At 64.5% G+C, this 15,984-nt stretch carries 12 protein-coding genes; 7 read left to right on the top strand and 5 right to left on the bottom strand.

Going from position 1 to position 15,984, the window contains the following annotated elements; genetic code table 11:
- Nucleotides 1–151 precede the first annotated feature (151 nt).
- On the bottom strand, nt 152–565 hold the full coding sequence (locus AC16HO_RS13550; protein ID WP_484335545.1) for a hypothetical protein: 414 nt from the start codon (nt 563–565) through the stop codon (nt 152–154).
- 130 nt (nt 566–695) lie between these two features.
- On the bottom strand, nt 696–3,965 hold the full coding sequence (locus AC16HO_RS13545) for an LAGLIDADG family homing endonuclease (protein ID WP_484335544.1): 3,270 nt from the start codon (nt 3,963–3,965) through the stop codon (nt 696–698).
- 622 nt (nt 3,966–4,587) lie between these two features.
- On the opposite strand from AC16HO_RS13545, the gene AC16HO_RS13540 reads away from it, so the two are divergent.
- The 3 genes from AC16HO_RS13540 to AC16HO_RS13530 all read left to right on the top strand — a co-directional run bounded on the left by AC16HO_RS13540 (nt 4,588) and on the right by AC16HO_RS13530 (nt 7,958).
- Nucleotides 4,588–6,003 carry a DegQ family serine endoprotease gene (locus tag AC16HO_RS13540; RefSeq protein WP_395643153.1) on the top strand — a complete coding sequence of 472 codons (1,416 nt, stop codon included), beginning with the start codon at nt 4,588–4,590 and terminating at the stop codon, nt 6,001–6,003.
- A gap of 65 nt (nt 6,004–6,068) precedes the next feature.
- A complete protein-coding gene (locus AC16HO_RS13535; protein WP_395643154.1) occupies nt 6,069–7,205 on the top strand; it encodes a substrate-binding domain-containing protein in 1,137 nt (378 codons plus the stop codon).
- Nucleotides 7,206–7,229: 24 nt separating this feature from the next.
- Nucleotides 7,230–7,958: an HAD family hydrolase gene (locus AC16HO_RS13530; RefSeq protein WP_395643155.1), complete on the top strand. Its 729-nt coding sequence runs from the start codon at nt 7,230–7,232 to the stop codon at nt 7,956–7,958.
- A 14-nt stretch (nt 7,959–7,972) separates the two neighbouring features.
- Here AC16HO_RS13530 and AC16HO_RS13525 read toward each other — a convergent pair whose 3' ends face one another.
- Nucleotides 7,973–10,147, bottom strand: coding sequence for a S9 family peptidase (locus AC16HO_RS13525; protein WP_395643156.1), 2,175 nt, complete (start codon nt 10,145–10,147; stop codon nt 7,973–7,975).
- 139 nt (nt 10,148–10,286) lie between these two features.
- Between AC16HO_RS13525 and AC16HO_RS13520 the strand changes: the two genes are divergently transcribed.
- Nucleotides 10,287–10,907, top strand: a complete 621-nt coding sequence (locus AC16HO_RS13520; RefSeq protein ID WP_395643157.1) for a TIGR00645 family protein — start codon at nt 10,287–10,289, stop codon at nt 10,905–10,907.
- A gap of 67 nt (nt 10,908–10,974) precedes the next feature.
- Here AC16HO_RS13520 and AC16HO_RS13515 read toward each other — a convergent pair whose 3' ends face one another.
- Nucleotides 10,975–11,448, bottom strand: a complete 474-nt coding sequence (locus AC16HO_RS13515) for a GNAT family N-acetyltransferase (protein WP_395643158.1) — start codon at nt 11,446–11,448, stop codon at nt 10,975–10,977.
- A gap of 242 nt (nt 11,449–11,690) precedes the next feature.
- On the opposite strand from AC16HO_RS13515, the gene AC16HO_RS13510 reads away from it, so the two are divergent.
- Complete coding sequence (locus tag AC16HO_RS13510; RefSeq protein WP_395643159.1) at nt 11,691–13,175, top strand: RimK family protein; 1,485 nt, start codon at nt 11,691–11,693, stop codon at nt 13,173–13,175.
- A 51-nt stretch (nt 13,176–13,226) separates the two neighbouring features.
- On the opposite strand, the gene AC16HO_RS13505 is transcribed toward AC16HO_RS13510, so the two are convergent.
- Complete coding sequence (locus AC16HO_RS13505; RefSeq protein WP_395643160.1) at nt 13,227–13,595, bottom strand: hypothetical protein; 369 nt, start codon at nt 13,593–13,595, stop codon at nt 13,227–13,229.
- 168 nt (nt 13,596–13,763) lie between these two features.
- Here AC16HO_RS13505 and AC16HO_RS13500 point away from each other — a divergent pair, with 168 nt between their 5' ends.
- Together AC16HO_RS13500 and AC16HO_RS13495 are read left to right on the top strand one after the other, a co-directional pair.
- On the top strand, nt 13,764–15,599 hold the full coding sequence (locus AC16HO_RS13500; protein WP_395643161.1) for a monovalent cation:proton antiporter-2 (CPA2) family protein: 1,836 nt from the start codon (nt 13,764–13,766) through the stop codon (nt 15,597–15,599).
- Nucleotides 15,600–15,733: 134 nt separating this feature from the next.
- Nucleotides 15,734–15,937 carry a hypothetical protein gene (locus tag AC16HO_RS13495; RefSeq protein ID WP_395643162.1) on the top strand — a complete coding sequence of 68 codons (204 nt, stop codon included), beginning with the start codon at nt 15,734–15,736 and terminating at the stop codon, nt 15,935–15,937.
- The last annotated feature ends 47 nt before the right edge of the window (nt 15,938–15,984 follow it).

Below are 15,984 nucleotides of genomic sequence, written 5' to 3'. Positions count from 1 at the left end.
TAGGGAATTTGATGCTTGCCCGCGTGCGCGATTTGCGCGCCTGCCGGATTGCCTGCTTGCCGAGTTGTCCGCTTGCGAGACCTGGCCTGCTGCCGGTTGTCTGCTTGCGCGCCTGTGCGGGCGCGCCGTGCGCGCTAAAGGCTCGGCAGGCTCACTTCTTCACGACCGCTTTTTTGGCGGTTTTCTTCACGACCTTGGTTGCGCTTTTCTTCGCAACCTTTTTCGCCGCTTTCGTCGCGGCCTTTTTCGCAACTTTCTTTACTGCTTTTTTCGCGGCTGCTTTCTTCACGGCAGTCTTCACGGCCGGTTTCGCCGCCGGTTTCTTGCTCGTTGCTTTCTTTGCGGCTGGCTTCGAGGCCACCGCCTTTTTCGCCGCTGCCACCCGCGCCCGCGCGGCGTCGACTTTCTGCGCGACCACCTTGCGTACCTGTTCGACGGTGGCCTTGGCCTTCTTGCCGACATCGACCGCCTTGGCGCGGGCCTTCTCGACCGCCGGGCCGGCGGCCTGGCGAACGTCAGCGATCACCTTCTGCACCTTGTCGCCCGCTGATTCCACCGCGCCCATCACCGTCGCTTTCACCTCATCGGTCGTGCCCATGACGTTGCTCCTGGTCGGTTGTCGTGGTTACCCGGTATCGCCGCCGTCGCTGCGAAGTCCAAACGTGGCGGATGCCTTCGCTGCGCGCGGCCACGCATCAGAACTTGCCGTAGTAGCCTTCTTTCAGCGCATCGAACAGGTTGGCGGCGGTATGCGTCTCGCCATCGTATTCGATTTCCTCGTTGCCTCGCGCTTCGATGAACGAGCCATCCTCCAGTTCGAAGCGATAGGTGGTGTTGGCCAGATCGGCTTCCTTCACCAGCACGCCCTGGAAGGCGGCGGGGTTGAAGCGGAAGGTGGTGCAGCCCTTCAGGCCCTGCTTCCAGGCGTAGGTGTAGATGTCCTTGAAGTCGGCGTATGGATAGTCGGTGGGGACGTTGGCGGTCTTGGAGATCGACGAATCCACCCACTTCTGCGCGGCGGCCTGGATGTCGACGTGCTCGGTCGGGCTGATGTCGTCGGCGGCGCGGAAATACTCCGGCAGTTTCGCGTCGGCATCGTCCGAAAACGGCATCGCCTTGGCGTTGACCAGAGTGCGATAGGCGAGCAGCTCGTAGCTGTAGACCTCGACTTTTTCCTTGCTCTTCTTGCCTTCGCGGATGACATTGCGCGAATAGTGGTGGGCGAAGCTCGGCTCGATGCCGTTGCTGGCGTTGTTGGCCAGCGACAGCGAGATGGTGCCGGTCGGTGCAATCGACGAATGATGGGTGAAGCGCGCGCCGGTTTCGGACAGCGCTTTCACCAGATCCGGCGCGACCTCGGCCACCCGCTGCATGTAGCGCGAATACCTGGCGTGCAGCACGCGGCCGGGGATTTTCTTGCCGACTTTCCAGCCGTCGCGCTTCATCTCCGGGCGCTGGCGCAGCATCGCCTCGGTGACGGTGAAGCTCTCGTCCATGATCGGCGCCGGGCCTTTTTCCTGCGCCAGTGCCAGCGCCATCTCCCAGCCCGCCACCGCCATCTCGCGGGCGACGTCCTCGGTGAAGGCGACCGATTCGGCCGAGCCGTAGCTCATCTTGAGCATGGTCATGGCCGAGCCCAGGCCGAGGAAACCCATGCCATGCCGGCGCTTGCGCATGATCTCGTCGCGCTGCTGTTGCAGCGGCAGGCCGTTGACCTCGACCACGTTGTCGAGCATGCGGGTGAACACGCGCACGACTTCCTTGTATTCGTCCCAGTCGAAACGCGCACGATCGGTGAAGGCATCGCGCACGAACATGGTGAGGTTGACCGAGCCGAGCAGGCAGGCACCGTACGGCGGCAACGGCTGCTCGCCGCATTGCCCGGTCACCAGGCCATTGAAGATCACGGTGTTGTGGTCGGCCTGGGTGGTGTCGAAAACGGCTTGTTCACCGACGTATTCGATCCTCGCGATGCGGGTGGTGAAACGCTGCGACTTGAGCAGCTTGCGCCCGCTCACCCAGCTTGCGTACTTGTCGTTCTTGGCCGGCAGCAGGAAACCGATCTCGCGCATGAACCGCTCGCGTGCCTGGCCGTCCACGATCAACTCGAAGTCGGCTTGGCAATCGTACAGGCGATTGTGGCCATGGCCGTCGGGCAACAGCCGCTGGCCGGCGGCACGACGCGCGCGGATTCGGCTGAATACGCCAAAGTTGGCGAGCAAAACCTGTACATCCTTGAGCAGCGTCGATTGGCTGGAGGCCAGCCGGATCGAACAGCTCTGGCTGCTGTGGGAAACATTCACCGTGCCATCGGTCTGGAACAGACCGCGCAGGTAGCCTCTGACGCAAGCCTCGCTACCACGCCAGACGACTTCCGGCACGCGCAGTTTGCTGTCGGCAGCGAAACGATGTGGCGCCAGCGCCCGCGCCAGCAAGGTCGAGCGAATCACCACCTGGTTGCGTTCGATGACTGCGACCGGCGTGGCGGTGTATTCGCGATTGTTCGTGCTCTGATCGGCGATCAGGTGGTTGACGATGGCACAGACGCGGTCGGCCAGCAGGCGCTCTTCGCCCCACAGGGTGACCACCGCCGCCTGCGCACCCTTGCCACGGTTCGTGAAATGACCGTCGCCGGTGATCAGGCCGAGCAGCAGACCAAGATCCTCGGAACCCTCGCGACCGAACTGACCCTTGCCGGACTGCACCCACAGGCTGTCGCCAATGGCCAGGTCGCACAGTTTGATCTTGCCGCGGTCGGTGTAGAAATCGTGCCACTGGGTGGCCTTGATCTCGTAGCCATCCTCCGACACTACCCGCCAGACCTTCGCCCTCGCAGCCGTCATGAAGGCAGGCACCGCCGGGCGCACCGAGGTTCCCTGCTCGGCGGTTTCAATCGCGCGATTGTCGACGGTGACTTGCAGGGGCGCCTGCGCGGCATGCAACTCGTCAATGCGAACCATGCCGTACTGCGTCGCCAGGCGAGTGTCGGCGGTCACGCACGGGTTGGTCGCGCGCACGTTCTCGCACCACCAGTTGTTGTTCATCTCGTTGACGCGGTCGATCAGGATGAAGCCCGGCTCGGCGTAGTCGTACGTCGAGGTCATGATCATGTCCCACAGGTGCTTCGCGCGGATGTGGCCATAGATCTTGCACGCGACGAGACCATCCTCGCGGGTGACGTAGTTCTTCGTCGTCGGCCAGTCGCGCCAGATCACCTTGGTCGCATCGTCAAGGTCGATCTCGTCCTTTTCCTTGATGTTGACCGGAAACACCAGCGGCCAGTCGCCATCGTTCTCGACCGCCTGCATGAAACCGTCGGTGATCAGCAGCGACAGGTTGAACTGACGCAGGCGCCCGTCCTCGCGCTTGGCGCGAACGAAGTCCTTGACGTCGGGATGGCCGATTTCGAACGTACCCATCTGCGCGCCGCGGCGGCCACCGGCACTGGATACGGTGAAGCACATCTTGTCGTAGATATCCATGAACGACATCGGCCCGGACGTGTATGCGCCCGCGCCCGACACGTACGCGCCGCGCGGGCGCAGGGTCGAGAATTCGTAGCCGATACCGCAGCCGGCCTTGAGCGTCAGGCCGGCCTCGTGGACTTTTTCGAGGATGCCATCCATCGAATCCTCGATCGTGCCCGAGACGGTGCAGTTGATCGTGGACGTGGCCGGCTTGTGTTCAAGCGCACCGGCGTTGGACGTCACGCGCCCGGCCGGGATCGCGCCGCGGCGCAGCGCCCAGAGGAAGCGCTCGTACCAGTATTTCTGTTTTTCCGGCGTCGCCTCCGGCTCGGCCAGCGCGCGCGCGACACGCTGGTAGGTGCCGTCGATGCTCGCGTCGACCGCCTCGCCCTGCTTGGACTTCAGGCGATACTTCTTGTCCCAGATGTCGTAGGAAGCCGGTTGCAGCGGGATCGTCGCCTCGCCGCGATCCAGGGCCTCGACACGTACGGTACTCATCGTTGGATTCTCTCCCGGCTTGTTATGGTTGGGCATCCTGCGCGGCGGCGATGGGTCCAAAGTTGTTGACTCCACCACCGCGCTTTTGTTGCCCGTTGCTTGCGTACCGGTCCGGATAGCGTCTTCCGGGGTCTTTACCGATGCGCCGAATCTGGGCCGTCCGTGGCCTGGAAAACCCCTAACCCATTCGGGATTTCCGGGGAAAACCTCCCCTCTGGCGCCTTTTCCGATCTTCACCGGCCCTGGCACTCTTGTTTTCGCTTCTTGAATTGTCGCGTCTGTTGCCCCGTCCAGCGCTTGGAGGCGCTGTCTTGCATTTTTGTTACCTTTGCCTCGAACCCAAGCTCTTGGGGATACTTTGCTGAAAAGTACACAAGATGTTGTGGCTGCGAGGCAGTTGCAAACCTACGCCTCCGGAATTTGCTTGTCAAAGGATTTTTTTAACCCATACCAATCAAAAGCTTACCGCGTTGAATTGCGACAGGACTTGAGATCGCACCCGCGCCGCCCGGGAAACCGCCACGGAATGCGGTTTTCCCCTCCTGCAGTCGGTGAAACCGGGAACGCAACAGCAAATTCGCGGTCTGTCGAAAGCGTCAATCCAACCGAAAAAGAAGGAACCATGCCGCGCCTGCCCTCCCCTGCCCGCCTGGCCAAACCGATGCGCCGGCTCGCGCTTCCATTGGCCGCATTTGCCCTGCTTCTCGCCGCATTTTCCCAATTCGCGACGACGAGCCATGCCGCCCTGCCCGTCGCGGTCGACGGCCAGCCACTGCCCTCGCTCGCGCCGATGCTCGAGCGTGTCGTCCCGGCCGTGGTCAACATCAATTCGAAGACCCATGTGCGGGTCAACAACCCGTTCACGAGCGACCCGTTTTTCCGCCAGTTTTTCGGCATGCAGAACATGCCCAGGGAACGAGTGGAACAGTCGCTGGGCTCGGGTGTGATCATCGATGCCGCGAAGGGCTACGTGCTGACCAACAACCACGTCATCGACGGCGCCGATGATATTTCGGTGACCCTGCACGACGGGCGCACGCTCAAGGCGAAGTTGATCGGCAGCGACCGCGACACCGACGTCGCGGTGATCCAGATCCCGGCCGAAAACCTGACCGCACTGGTGCTCGCCGACTCGAGCCAGTTGCGCGTCGGCGACTTTGTCGTCGCCCTGGGCGATCCATTCGGCGTCGGCCAGACCGCGACCTCGGGTATCGTTTCCGGACTCAACCGCAGCGGCCTGCGCGGACTCGGCATCCAGAATTTCATCCAGACCGACGCCTCGATCAACCCGGGCAACTCGGGCGGCGCGCTGGTCAACCTCCGCGGCGAACTGGTCGGCATCAATTCGGCGATCTACTCGCCATCGGGCGGCAATGTCGGCATCGGCTTCGCGATCCCGTCCAATCTCGCCAGCAACGTGATGGGCCAGCTGATCGCCACCGGCAGCGTCAGGCACGGATCCCTGGGCATACAGGTGCAGAGCGTCAACCCGGAAATCGCGCGCATGCTCGGCGCCAAGGACGACCAGCAGGGCGCGGTCGTGACCCAGCTGCGCGAAGGCTCTCCGGCCACGAGCGCAGGCCTGCAGGCGGGCGATGTGATCATCGCCGCCAACGGCCGACCGGTACTGAACGAGGGCGACCTGTACAACGCCGAAGGCCTCGCCGCGATCGGCTCGACGGTCGAGTTGAAGCTGCTGCGCGAAGGCAAGCCCGTGACCGTGACCGCGCGCATCGAAGCCGAGAACGTGGCTACGGTCGACGGCGCCAAGCTCGATGCGCGTCTCGCCGGCGCGACGTTCGCCGATGTGGGCGAACGCGCGCGCGCCGACGGCAAGAGCGGCGTCAGCGTCAGCAGCGTCGCCCCGGGCAGCCGTGCCGCGCAGGTCGGGCTCAAGGCCGGCGATGTCGTTTTCGGCATCGGCCGGTTGCGCGTGAACACGCTCGCCGAACTGCGCCAGCTGATGCAGCGCGGCCCGCGCCAGGCACAACTCGTCGTCGCACGCGGCGGGGATACCTTCGTGGTCACCCTGCAGTAATGCGCCGATCGGAGGACTTGGGCGATAATGCGCCCCTGCTCTTGCAACAAGTGGATCGTCACAAAGTGAAAAAAGATAAAAAATATACTTTTATTCTTCTTGCCGGATCGCTCGGCATCCTTCTCGGACCGGGCGCCGCCGCTCCGGCACCCGCACAGACGGCAACCAAGCCCGCGGCATCGAAGCCGGCGACCAGGCCCGCCGCGAAAAAGTCCGCACCGGGCAAAACCGCGCTGCCGCCGGGCATCGTCTGGCGCGGAGACCGTGCCACCGAGCGCGCCTTCGTCGCCGATCTCGCCAAGCAGTACGAATTGTCCAGGCTCGGCAAGGTGACGCTGCAGCCGTTCAGCACGATCTCGGGCATCGACGCGGTCAACTCGGGCTCGGCCGACGTCGCCGGCAGCGCACGCCCGGCCATGCCCGGCCGCGCCGAGGAGGCGAACCTGACGTTCTACCCGATCGCGTGGGAGGCGATGGTACCGATCACCTCGCCGAAGAATCCCGCCGACGGCATCACGCTCAAGCAGCTCTATGAGATCTACAGCGGCCAATTGAAGACCTGGAAGGATCTGGGCGGTTTGGACGAGCCGATCAACCTCTACGCGATCGCCGCGCCGCTGGACGGCGTCGACTACGTGCTACGCAAATACATCTACAACAAGGGCGATCAACCGGTGTGGGCCGGGCGCCAGTACATGAACACGGACAAGCTCGAGGAAGGCGTGACGATCGATCCGCACGGCCTTGGCTTCACCACGCTGTCCTCGGTATGGAACAACAAGGCGATCAAGATCCTCAAGGTCGAAGGCGTCGCGGCGAATACCTCCACGATCAAGGACGGCAGCTATCCGTTGTATGCGCCACTCTATCTCGCCGCGAAAAAGGACAGCAAGAATTTCGAGGCCACCGAGAAGTTCATCAAGTACGCGAGCTCCGATACGGGCAAGGCTATCATCCGCAAGCACCAGCTGGTACCGGTCGACGACGCGCCCGCGCTGATGGCGGAGCTCGATGCGAACTCGGCCTGGGTCGCCGAGCGCGTGCAGGGCCGCGGCGAGCCGCGGCCGACATCGGCGCCGAACGCGACCGCGGATTACCTCGTGCGCACCCAGCCGAACTCGGTCGAGGCGCAGGAAGCCAAGGCACGCGCTGCCGAAATCATGGCGCAGAAAAAGGCGGCGAAGAAGTCGGGCAACCCGTGAGCCTGCGCTGAGACACTGACAGGCATGCGCATTCACGCGATCACGTTCGATCTCGACGACACGCTGTGGCCGATCGCGCCGGTCATGCTGCGTGCGGAGCAGCACCTCGACGCCTGGCTACGCGCGCATTGCCCACGCACGGCTGCGGCGTACCCGATCGAGGCGATGCGCGCATTGCGCGACCGCGTCGCCGGGGAAAACCCGCATATCACCCATGACTTCAGCGCACAGCGGCGGTTGTCGCTGCGCGAGGCCCTGTTGCCGCATGGCTATGCCGACGACCACGTCGACGCGGCCTTCGCCGCGTTCTACGCCGAGCGCAACCGCATCGAGTGCTACGCCGACGCGCTGCCCGCGCTGGATCAGCTGCGCGCGCGCTATCCGCTCGCCGCGATCACCAACGGCAACGCCGACCTTGAAGCGATCGGCCTCGCGCCGTACTTCCGTTTTTCTTTGCGCGCGGGCGCGTTCGGCGCGGCCAAACCGGCGGCGGAAATCTTCCACGCGGCGTGCGCGCAACTCGGCCTCGCGGCGGACGAAGTGCTGCACGTCGGAGACGATCCGGAACTCGACGTGATCGGCGCGCATCGCGCCGGTCTGCGCAGCGTCTGGCTGCACCGCGGCAGCACGACCTGGACCGAAGCGTCGGCCCAGTCCGAAGTCCATCCGGATCTGATCGTGCGCGATCTCGGCGAACTCGTCGCCGCGCTCGCCGACGCGCCCGAACCGGGCACCCGCGCCGGCCCGCGCTGACGCAGCGCGCGCAGTTACTTTGCCGCCTTGCCCTCGGCTGCCGGCCGCAACTGGTCAAGCATGAACGCGTAAGCTTCGGCGATTTCGCGCCAATGCGCATAGCGGCCGCTCTTGCCGCCATGGCCGGCCTCCATGTTGATCTTGAACAGCAGCGGATTGTTGTCGGTCTTCATCGCGCGCAGCTTCGCCACCCACTTTGCCGGCTCGTAATACTGCACCTGCGAATCGTTGAGGCCGGTGCTGACGAACATCGCCGGATAGGCCTGAGCCTCGACGTTGTCGTATGGCGAGTACGTGAGCATGTACTCGTAGAACTTCGTGTCCTGCGGGTTGCCCCATTCGTCGAACTCGTTCGTGGTCAGCGGGATCGACTCGTCGAGCATCGTCGTTACCACATCGACGAACGGCACCTGGGCGATGATGCCGCGATAGTCCTGCGGCGCCATGTTCGCGACCGCGCCCATCAGCAGGCCGCCCGCGCTGCGGCCGAAGGCGAACACCTTGTCCTTCGCAGCGATCTTCTGCGCGACGAGGTATTCGGTCGTGTCGATGAAGTCCAGGAACGTCATCCGCTTCCTCAGCAATTTGCCGTCTTCGTACCAGGCGCGCCCCATCTCGCCGCCGCCGCGGACGTGCGCCAGCGCGACGACGAAGCCGCGGTCGAGCAGGGAAACATAGGCGGGGTTGAAGTTCGGGTCGTTCGTCGCACCGTAGGCGCCGTAGCCGATCTGCAGCATCGGCGCGCTGCCGTCGCGTTTGGTGTCCTTGCGCCAGGCAAGCGATATCGGGATCTTGACGCCGTCGCGAGCGACGGCCCAGACGCGTTCGCTCGCATAGTTCGCAGCATCGTAGCCCACCACGTCTTCGCGCTTGCGCAGCTCGCGCTTGCCGCTGCGCATGTCGAGGTCGTAGACGGTTTTCGGTGTGACCAGGGAGGCGACCTCGTAACGCAGCACGTCGGTGTCGACCTCGCGGTTGTCGCCGATCACCATCGCGTAGTCGGCTTCGCCCGCGTCGACCAGCCGCGTCGCGCCCTCGCGCCACGGCTTGATGCGCACGCGCGCAAGGCCGTCGCTGTGCTCGCCGATGACGAGATAGTTGCGGAACAGGGCGATGCGGTCGACCGTCGCATCATTGCGCGCCGCCACGATCTCGCGCCAACGCTTCTTGTCGCCGACCTGGGCGTCGTCGACCTGCATCACGCGATAGTTCTTCGCCTGCCAATTCGTGCGCACCACCCAGCGCCGGTCGATGTGCTCGGCGTCGTACTTGAAATCGTGCTCGCGCGGGGCAAGCACCTTGAAGCGTGCCTTCGGCTGACTGGCCGGGATGAAGCGCACCTCGCTCGACAGCGTCGACTGCGATTCGAGCGCGATGAACTTGTCGTCGCCCGTGCGTGCCACGTCGAGGTAGTAGCTGTGATCGCGCTCCTCGTATACGACCGGATCCTTCTTCGCATCGCTGCCGAGCACGTGCTTCTTCACGCGCACGGTGAGCAGCGTGATCGGATCGTTCTCGACGTAGAACAGGGTGCGGTTGTCATCGGCCCAGGCCACCGCGCCGGAGCTGTTCGCCAGCACGTCGGGCAGCAGCTTGCCGCTGACGAGGTCCTTGATGCGGATCGTGAACTGCTGGCGACCGGCGACGTCCTCGGCATAGGCGATCAGCTTCTCGCTCGGGCTGACCTCGTACCGCCCGATCTGGAAGAAGTCGTGCCCCTTGGCCAGCGCGGGACCATCGAGCAGCACTTCCTCGCGCGCATCGGGGCTGCCGCAGCGGCGCGAATGGAGGGCGTACTCCGCGGCTTGCGCGTAGTGCGTCTGGTACCAGCAGTGGCGGTACTTCACCGGCACGCTCGCATCATCCGGGGCCAGGCGCGCAGTGATTTCCTGGTACAGCGCCTCCTGCTGCGCCTGCGTGTGCGCGGTCATCTGCGCGTAGTACGCATTCTCGGCCTTGAGGTAGTTGAGCACCTCGGGTTTGCTGCGCGTGTCATCGCGCAGCCAATAGTAGTTGTCGATGCGCGTGCCGCTCGGCGCGGATATCGGATACGGATGCACCGCGGCGACCGGCGGCTGCGCTGGCGGCACAACGGGCTCGCGCGGTTGCATTGCGCAGCCGGCGAGGACGAGTCCGGCCGACGCCAGAAATATCGAAACGCGAATGGAGCGGAAAGGAATCGCGGACATGGACGGGCCATCGAATTCACTGCGAAGCGGCGATGGTAGACAGGCCGGCGGCACGAAACAATCCGGCTGGCGGCGCACTAACGCAATCCGAACATTCGATCGATAGAATCGGCGACTTTGTTCGCAACCGGGGTAGTCCATGTCGTCGAATTCCACCCAGCCGGGCATGCAACCGCTGCCGCTGCTGATCTTCTCCTCGCGCTGGCTGCAACTGCCGCTGTATTTGGGCCTGATCGTCGCACAGGGGGTCTACGTCGTGCTCTTCGTCAAGGAGCTGTGGCATTTGATCGTTGGCGCGGTGAATTTCGGCGAACAGGAGATCATGTTGATCGTGCTCGGCCTGATCGACGTAGTCATGATCTCGAACCTGCTCGTCATGGTCATCGTCGGCGGCTACGAGACCTTCGTCTCGCGCCTGCGCCTGGAAGACCACCCCGACCAGCCGGAATGGCTCAGCCACGTCAACGCCTCGGTGCTCAAGGTCAAGCTGGCGATGGCGATCATCGGTATCTCTTCGATCCACCTGCTAAAGACCTTCATCGCATCGGGTGCACTCGAAGGTCTGCCGTTCTGTACGCCCGAGGACTTCATGTTGATCAAGGACACCTCGGTCGCCGCGCCACGCTGCAACACGCTGACGCCGACCGGGGTGATGTGGCAGACGATCATCCACTGCGTGTTCATCCTGTCCGCGATCGGCATCGCGGTCACCGACCGCCTCATGAACGGCGGCACGGCACGCAAGGCGGCGGCGCACTGAGCAGAGCCGACGCCGACACGCCCGCGTCGATGTGCCGGGCCGGGAGGGCCGCGGCCAGACCGCCGCTTCACGCCGCGGCCGGCAAGTGCTTCTCGTAGCGCCACGCATCCGCGCCGTCTTCGTAGAAGCGACGCTTGCCGCCGAAGCGATGGAAGCCGAGGCGCTCGTACAGCGCGATCGCGGCGTGGTTGTCCGTGCGCACTTCCAGGCGCAGGCGCGCGCAGTTCCGCCGCCGCGCCGCGTGCTCCACCGCGGCGAGCAGCGCCTTGGCGACGCCGCGGCCGCGCGCGTGTTCGGCGACCGCGATCGAATACAGGCGCGCGATGTCGCTGCCGGCGCGATAGAACACGACGGCCTTGCCGAGCAGGCCACCCGCATCGGCCGCTGCGAACACGTCCGCAGTTGCGCTGCGCAGGTGCTGCCGGTATTGCCGGCGCGAGAGGTGGTCGGAGGTGAACGCCGCGCGCTCGAGCGCAAGCAGCCCGTCGAGATCGGCGTCGACGGCCGGGCGGATGGGAATGTCGGTGTGCGGGGCAGGCATGGACGCAGCCTAAGCCAAGCCCGCGGATCGAGACAACGGCCAGCGCCCGCCAACGGGCGAATTCCGCGCGAATTGTTGAATTTGGCTGAATCCCGCGCCGCGCAGTTGTGTCAAACTGCGCGCCCTGCCACCACGGCGCAGCCCGCCATGTCCGAACCTCCGAGTGTATTTTCAGCGGGCTTTGCGTCCGCCCTGGAGCGGCCGTCCCGGCGGCATTTTTCAATCTCGGGTGCGAACCGCGCATGAGTCGCCTGGTCATCGTCGTGGAAAAGGCCTCGGACTGGGGCTCGTACTATCCGTCCGACAACGTCGTCGCGGCGCAGGACTACCTCAAGGAGCCGATCGCGGCCGATGACGAGCGCGTGCAGGTAATCAATCTCTGCCGCAGCTACAAGTATCTCGGCATCGGCTACTACGTCTCGCTGCTCGCCGAGGCGCGCGGGCACAAAGTGATCCCGTCGGTGCGCACGATCAACGACCTGCGCAAACGCGCGTTGTACGGCCTCGACATCGAGGACCTCAACCAGAAGCTGACCAAATTCCTGCCCGAGGGCGGGCGCGACACCACCGATTTCGGCGTGCTCGTCTATTTCGGCGAGACGAGCTACACGACGCTGTCCGATCTCGCCCGCCAGGTATTCGACACGTTTCCATGCCCGATCCTGCGCCTGGAATTCGAACGCGAGAAGGTCTGGCAGATCGCCGCGATCAAGCCTGCCGGCCTGCACACACTGACCGACCAGCAGGAAGATTCCTTCGCCGCTTCGCTCGACAAGTTCTCGAAGAAACTCTGGCGCAGGCCGCGCGCGCGCAAGGCCTATCGCTACGACATCGCGATGCTCGCCGATCCGAACGAGGCGATGCCGCCGTCGAACAAGCGCGCACTGAAATCGTTCGTCGAGGCTGGCCGCGAAATAGGCATCGAGGTGGAGATCATCGGCAAGAACGATTACTCGCGCCTGGCCGAATACGACGGCCTGTTCATCCGCGAGACGACCGCGATCGACAACCACACCTACCGCTTCGCCAACAAGGCGGAGAAGGAAGGCATGGTCGTGATCGACGACCCGGGCTCGATCCTCAAGTGCACGAACAAGATCTATCTGCACGATCTGCTCAAGTCGCGCAAGCTGGCCACGCCGAAAACCGAAATCCTCTATCGCGACGACGCGAAGAAGCTGGCCGAGTTGCCCGACCAGCTCGGTTTTCCGATCGTGCTGAAGATTCCGGACGGCTCGTTCTCGCGCGGCATCGTCAAGGTGGAAACGGTCGAGGAACTGAAGAAGGCCGCCGACGACCTGTTCCAGCACACCGCGCTCGTGCTCGCCCAGGAATTCATGTTCACCGAATTCGACTGGCGCATCGGCGTGCTCGACGGCCAGGCGCTGTACGCCTGCCAGTACTTCATGTCACGCGGCCACTGGCAGATCTACAACCACGGCGCCAATGCGACGCAGAAATCCGGCGGCTTCAAGACCCTGCCCGTACGCGACGCGCCGAGCGAGGTGGTCAAGCTCGCGCTCAAGGCCACCGCCTCGATCGGCGATGGTCTCTACGGCGTCGATCTCAAGCAGAACAGCGAGCGCAACGTCGTCATCGAGGTCAACGACAACCCCTCGATCGACGCCGGCGTCGAGGACGACTATCTCGGCGAGGACCTGTACCGGCGCATCATGGAGGAATTCCTGCGCCGGCTCGAGCGCAAGCGGCTCGGCATCGCCGATTGATCGGCCCGAACACCCGGGCTTCAAAAAATTGGCCTTCCCCGGCCCTGCCAACTAGCGCAACAGGAGAGCGGTGAGCAGCGCATCGGTACGCCGGCGCGCACGCCATACGCGCGCCGACCCACGTACGCGACGTGCGCGGCGCGGCGCGGATTCACCATGAAAATGGGAAAGCCGACGCCAGGACTTGCGCGATGCGGATGCCAGGAGCCGCCAGCGCAGCATTGCCAGTTGTGCCGCAGGCATGATCACAAGCCACAGCGGCAGCCAGCCGATCCACTCGCTGTAGCCGCGCGAGGCGGGCAGGCACAATACCGCAATGCAGCCGAGCGCCAACCATGCCTGCGCGACGCGCACCGCGATCACGGGTTCTTTCAAGCCGAACGACGGCACCGCACTTGAATGCAACAAGGCTGAACGCATGATCTACTCCATTCACTCGCCAGGGTTGCCGGCGAGAATGCGCGGCGGCCATCTCAGCGATTGAGATTTCCCGAATCCGCGGAAATTTCCGCCGGACATTCCCGCTTTTGCCGGAATGCCGGCAAAATGCCAGCCTCGCGCGCAGGTCGAATTGGTGAGGGTTCCAGAATGGAAGGTTCGCACTTCCTGCAATACATGGTTATGTTCCTGGCTGCCGCGGTGGTCGCGGTGGCGCTGTCCAAGCGCGCGGGTCTCGGCGCGGTGCTTGGTTATCTCGGCGCGGGCGCGCTGATCGGGCCGAACCTGCTCGGGTTCGCACCGGACATGAGCCAGGCGAACGAGCTGTCCGAACTCGGCGTGATCCTGCTGCTGTTCGTGATCGGCCTCGAACTCTCGCCTGCGCGCCTGTGGTTGATGCGCCGCGCCGTGTTCGGTGCGGGGCTGGTCCAGGTCGTGCTTTCGGCAGCCGTGCTCGGCGGCATCGCGTTCGCGTTCGGCAGCGGCATCGACACGGCGATCATCATCGGCCTCGCCCTGGCGCTGTCTTCGACCGCGATCGGCCTGCAGACTCTGGCCGAACGCAAGGAGATCGGCGAGCCGCACGGCCGCCTCGCGTTCGCGATCCTGCTGTTTCAGGATCTCGCCGCGATCCCGATCCTCGCCCTCGTGCCGCTGCTCGGCGTACACAGCGCCGCGGAGGCGAGCGGCAACGTCTGGCTGGCTGCGGCAAAGGCAATCGGCATCATCGCCGTCGTCGCCGTCGGCGGCCGCTACCTGTTGCGCCCGATCTTCCGTGCGGTCGCGGGCACGCAGATTCCTGAGGTGTTCACGGCGATGGCGCTGCTCGTGGTGTTCGGCGCGGCCTGGTTGATGCAGCTTGCCAACATGCAGATGTCACTCGGCGCGTTCCTCGCCGGCGTGCTGCTCGCCGACTCGGAATTCCGCCACGAGATCGAATCGCAGATCGAGCCATTCAAGGGCCTGCTGCTTGGCCTGTTCTTCGTCGGCATCGGCGTCTCGCTCGATCTCGGCCTGGTCAAGCAGCAACCGCTCATGGTCGGTCTGGTCGTCGCCAGCATCCTTGCGGTCAAGGCGCTCGCGCTGCTCGCGATCGGCAAGCTCGCGGGCAAACTCGACTTCGAGCAATCGGTCAAGCTCGCGTTCGTGCTCGCCGGCGGCGGCGAGTTCGCCTTCGTCGTGCTCAACCTCGCCCGCGACCACCAGTTGCTCGAGGCGGGCCAGCACAGCCTGCTCGTCGTCTCGGTCACCTTGTCGATGGCGCTGACCCCGCTGCTCGTGATCGGCGGCGGCCAGTGGCTTGCCGGGCAGAAGAAGAAACCGCAGCCGGAGTTCGACGTCATCCCGGACGAACACCCGCGCGTCATCATCGCCGGTTACGGCCGCGTCGGCCAGATCGTCGCGCGCGTGTTGCGCGCGCAGAGGATCCCGTTCACCGCGCTGGAGAGCTCGGTCGAACAGGTCGAACTCGTGCGCCGTTTCAACCAGAACATCTATTTCGGTGATTCGAGCCGGCCCGAGCTGCTGCGCGCAGCCGGCATCGAGAAAGCCGAGGTCTTCGTGCTCACGACCGACGACCCGGAACTCAACATTCGCACCGCGCGCATCGTCAAACGCCTGTACCCGCACATCAAGATCATCGCGCGCGCGCGCAACCGCCAGCATGTCTGGCGCCTGATGGACCTGAGCATCGACGGCATCGTGCGCGACACGTTCTATTCCAGCCTGGTCATGGCCAAAGGCGTGCTCGTCGACCTCGGCATCGCACCCGAGATAGCGAAGGCACGCATCGACATCTTCCGCAAGCGCGACGAGCAGTTGCTGCGCGACCAACACCTCGTCTACGACGACGACGCGGCGCTGCTGCAAACGTCCAAGGAGGCGCTGGTCGACCTCGACCGGTTGTTCGAAGCCGACGAGCGCCCGATACAGATCGGGAACGACGAGGACGACGAGGGCAAGGCGATGATTGCCGGCACGCCGTGACGCAATCCGCGGCGCGCGCGGAACGCCGGATGATGAATGAACGCGCGACCGTGCCATCCGGCACTCCCGCCGGCACTTGAGACGCCGTAGAGTTGTCTCCACGTTGGCCAGTACCCAAGCCATCGAGACGACCGATGCTGACCTTCATCCTCTGGCTGTTGCTGTTCGTGTTCTGCTGGCCGATCGCGCTGCTCGCGCTGATCCTCTACCCGATCGTCTGGCTCCTGCTGCTGCCGTTCCGTCTTGCCGGCATCGCGCTCGAAGGCGTGTTCGAATTCCTGCGCGCGCTGCTGCTGCTACCCGCACGCGTGCTTGGCGGCCGCCCGGCGCCACGCTGAGGCGGCAGCATGGCAATGGTGACGTTCGCGCCGCCGCGCATGGTGGC

The organism is Rudaea sp., from assembly GCF_057139185.1.
The sequence above is the reverse complement of the archived record's forward strand: the minus strand, read 5'-3'. Positions and strand labels throughout refer to the sequence as shown.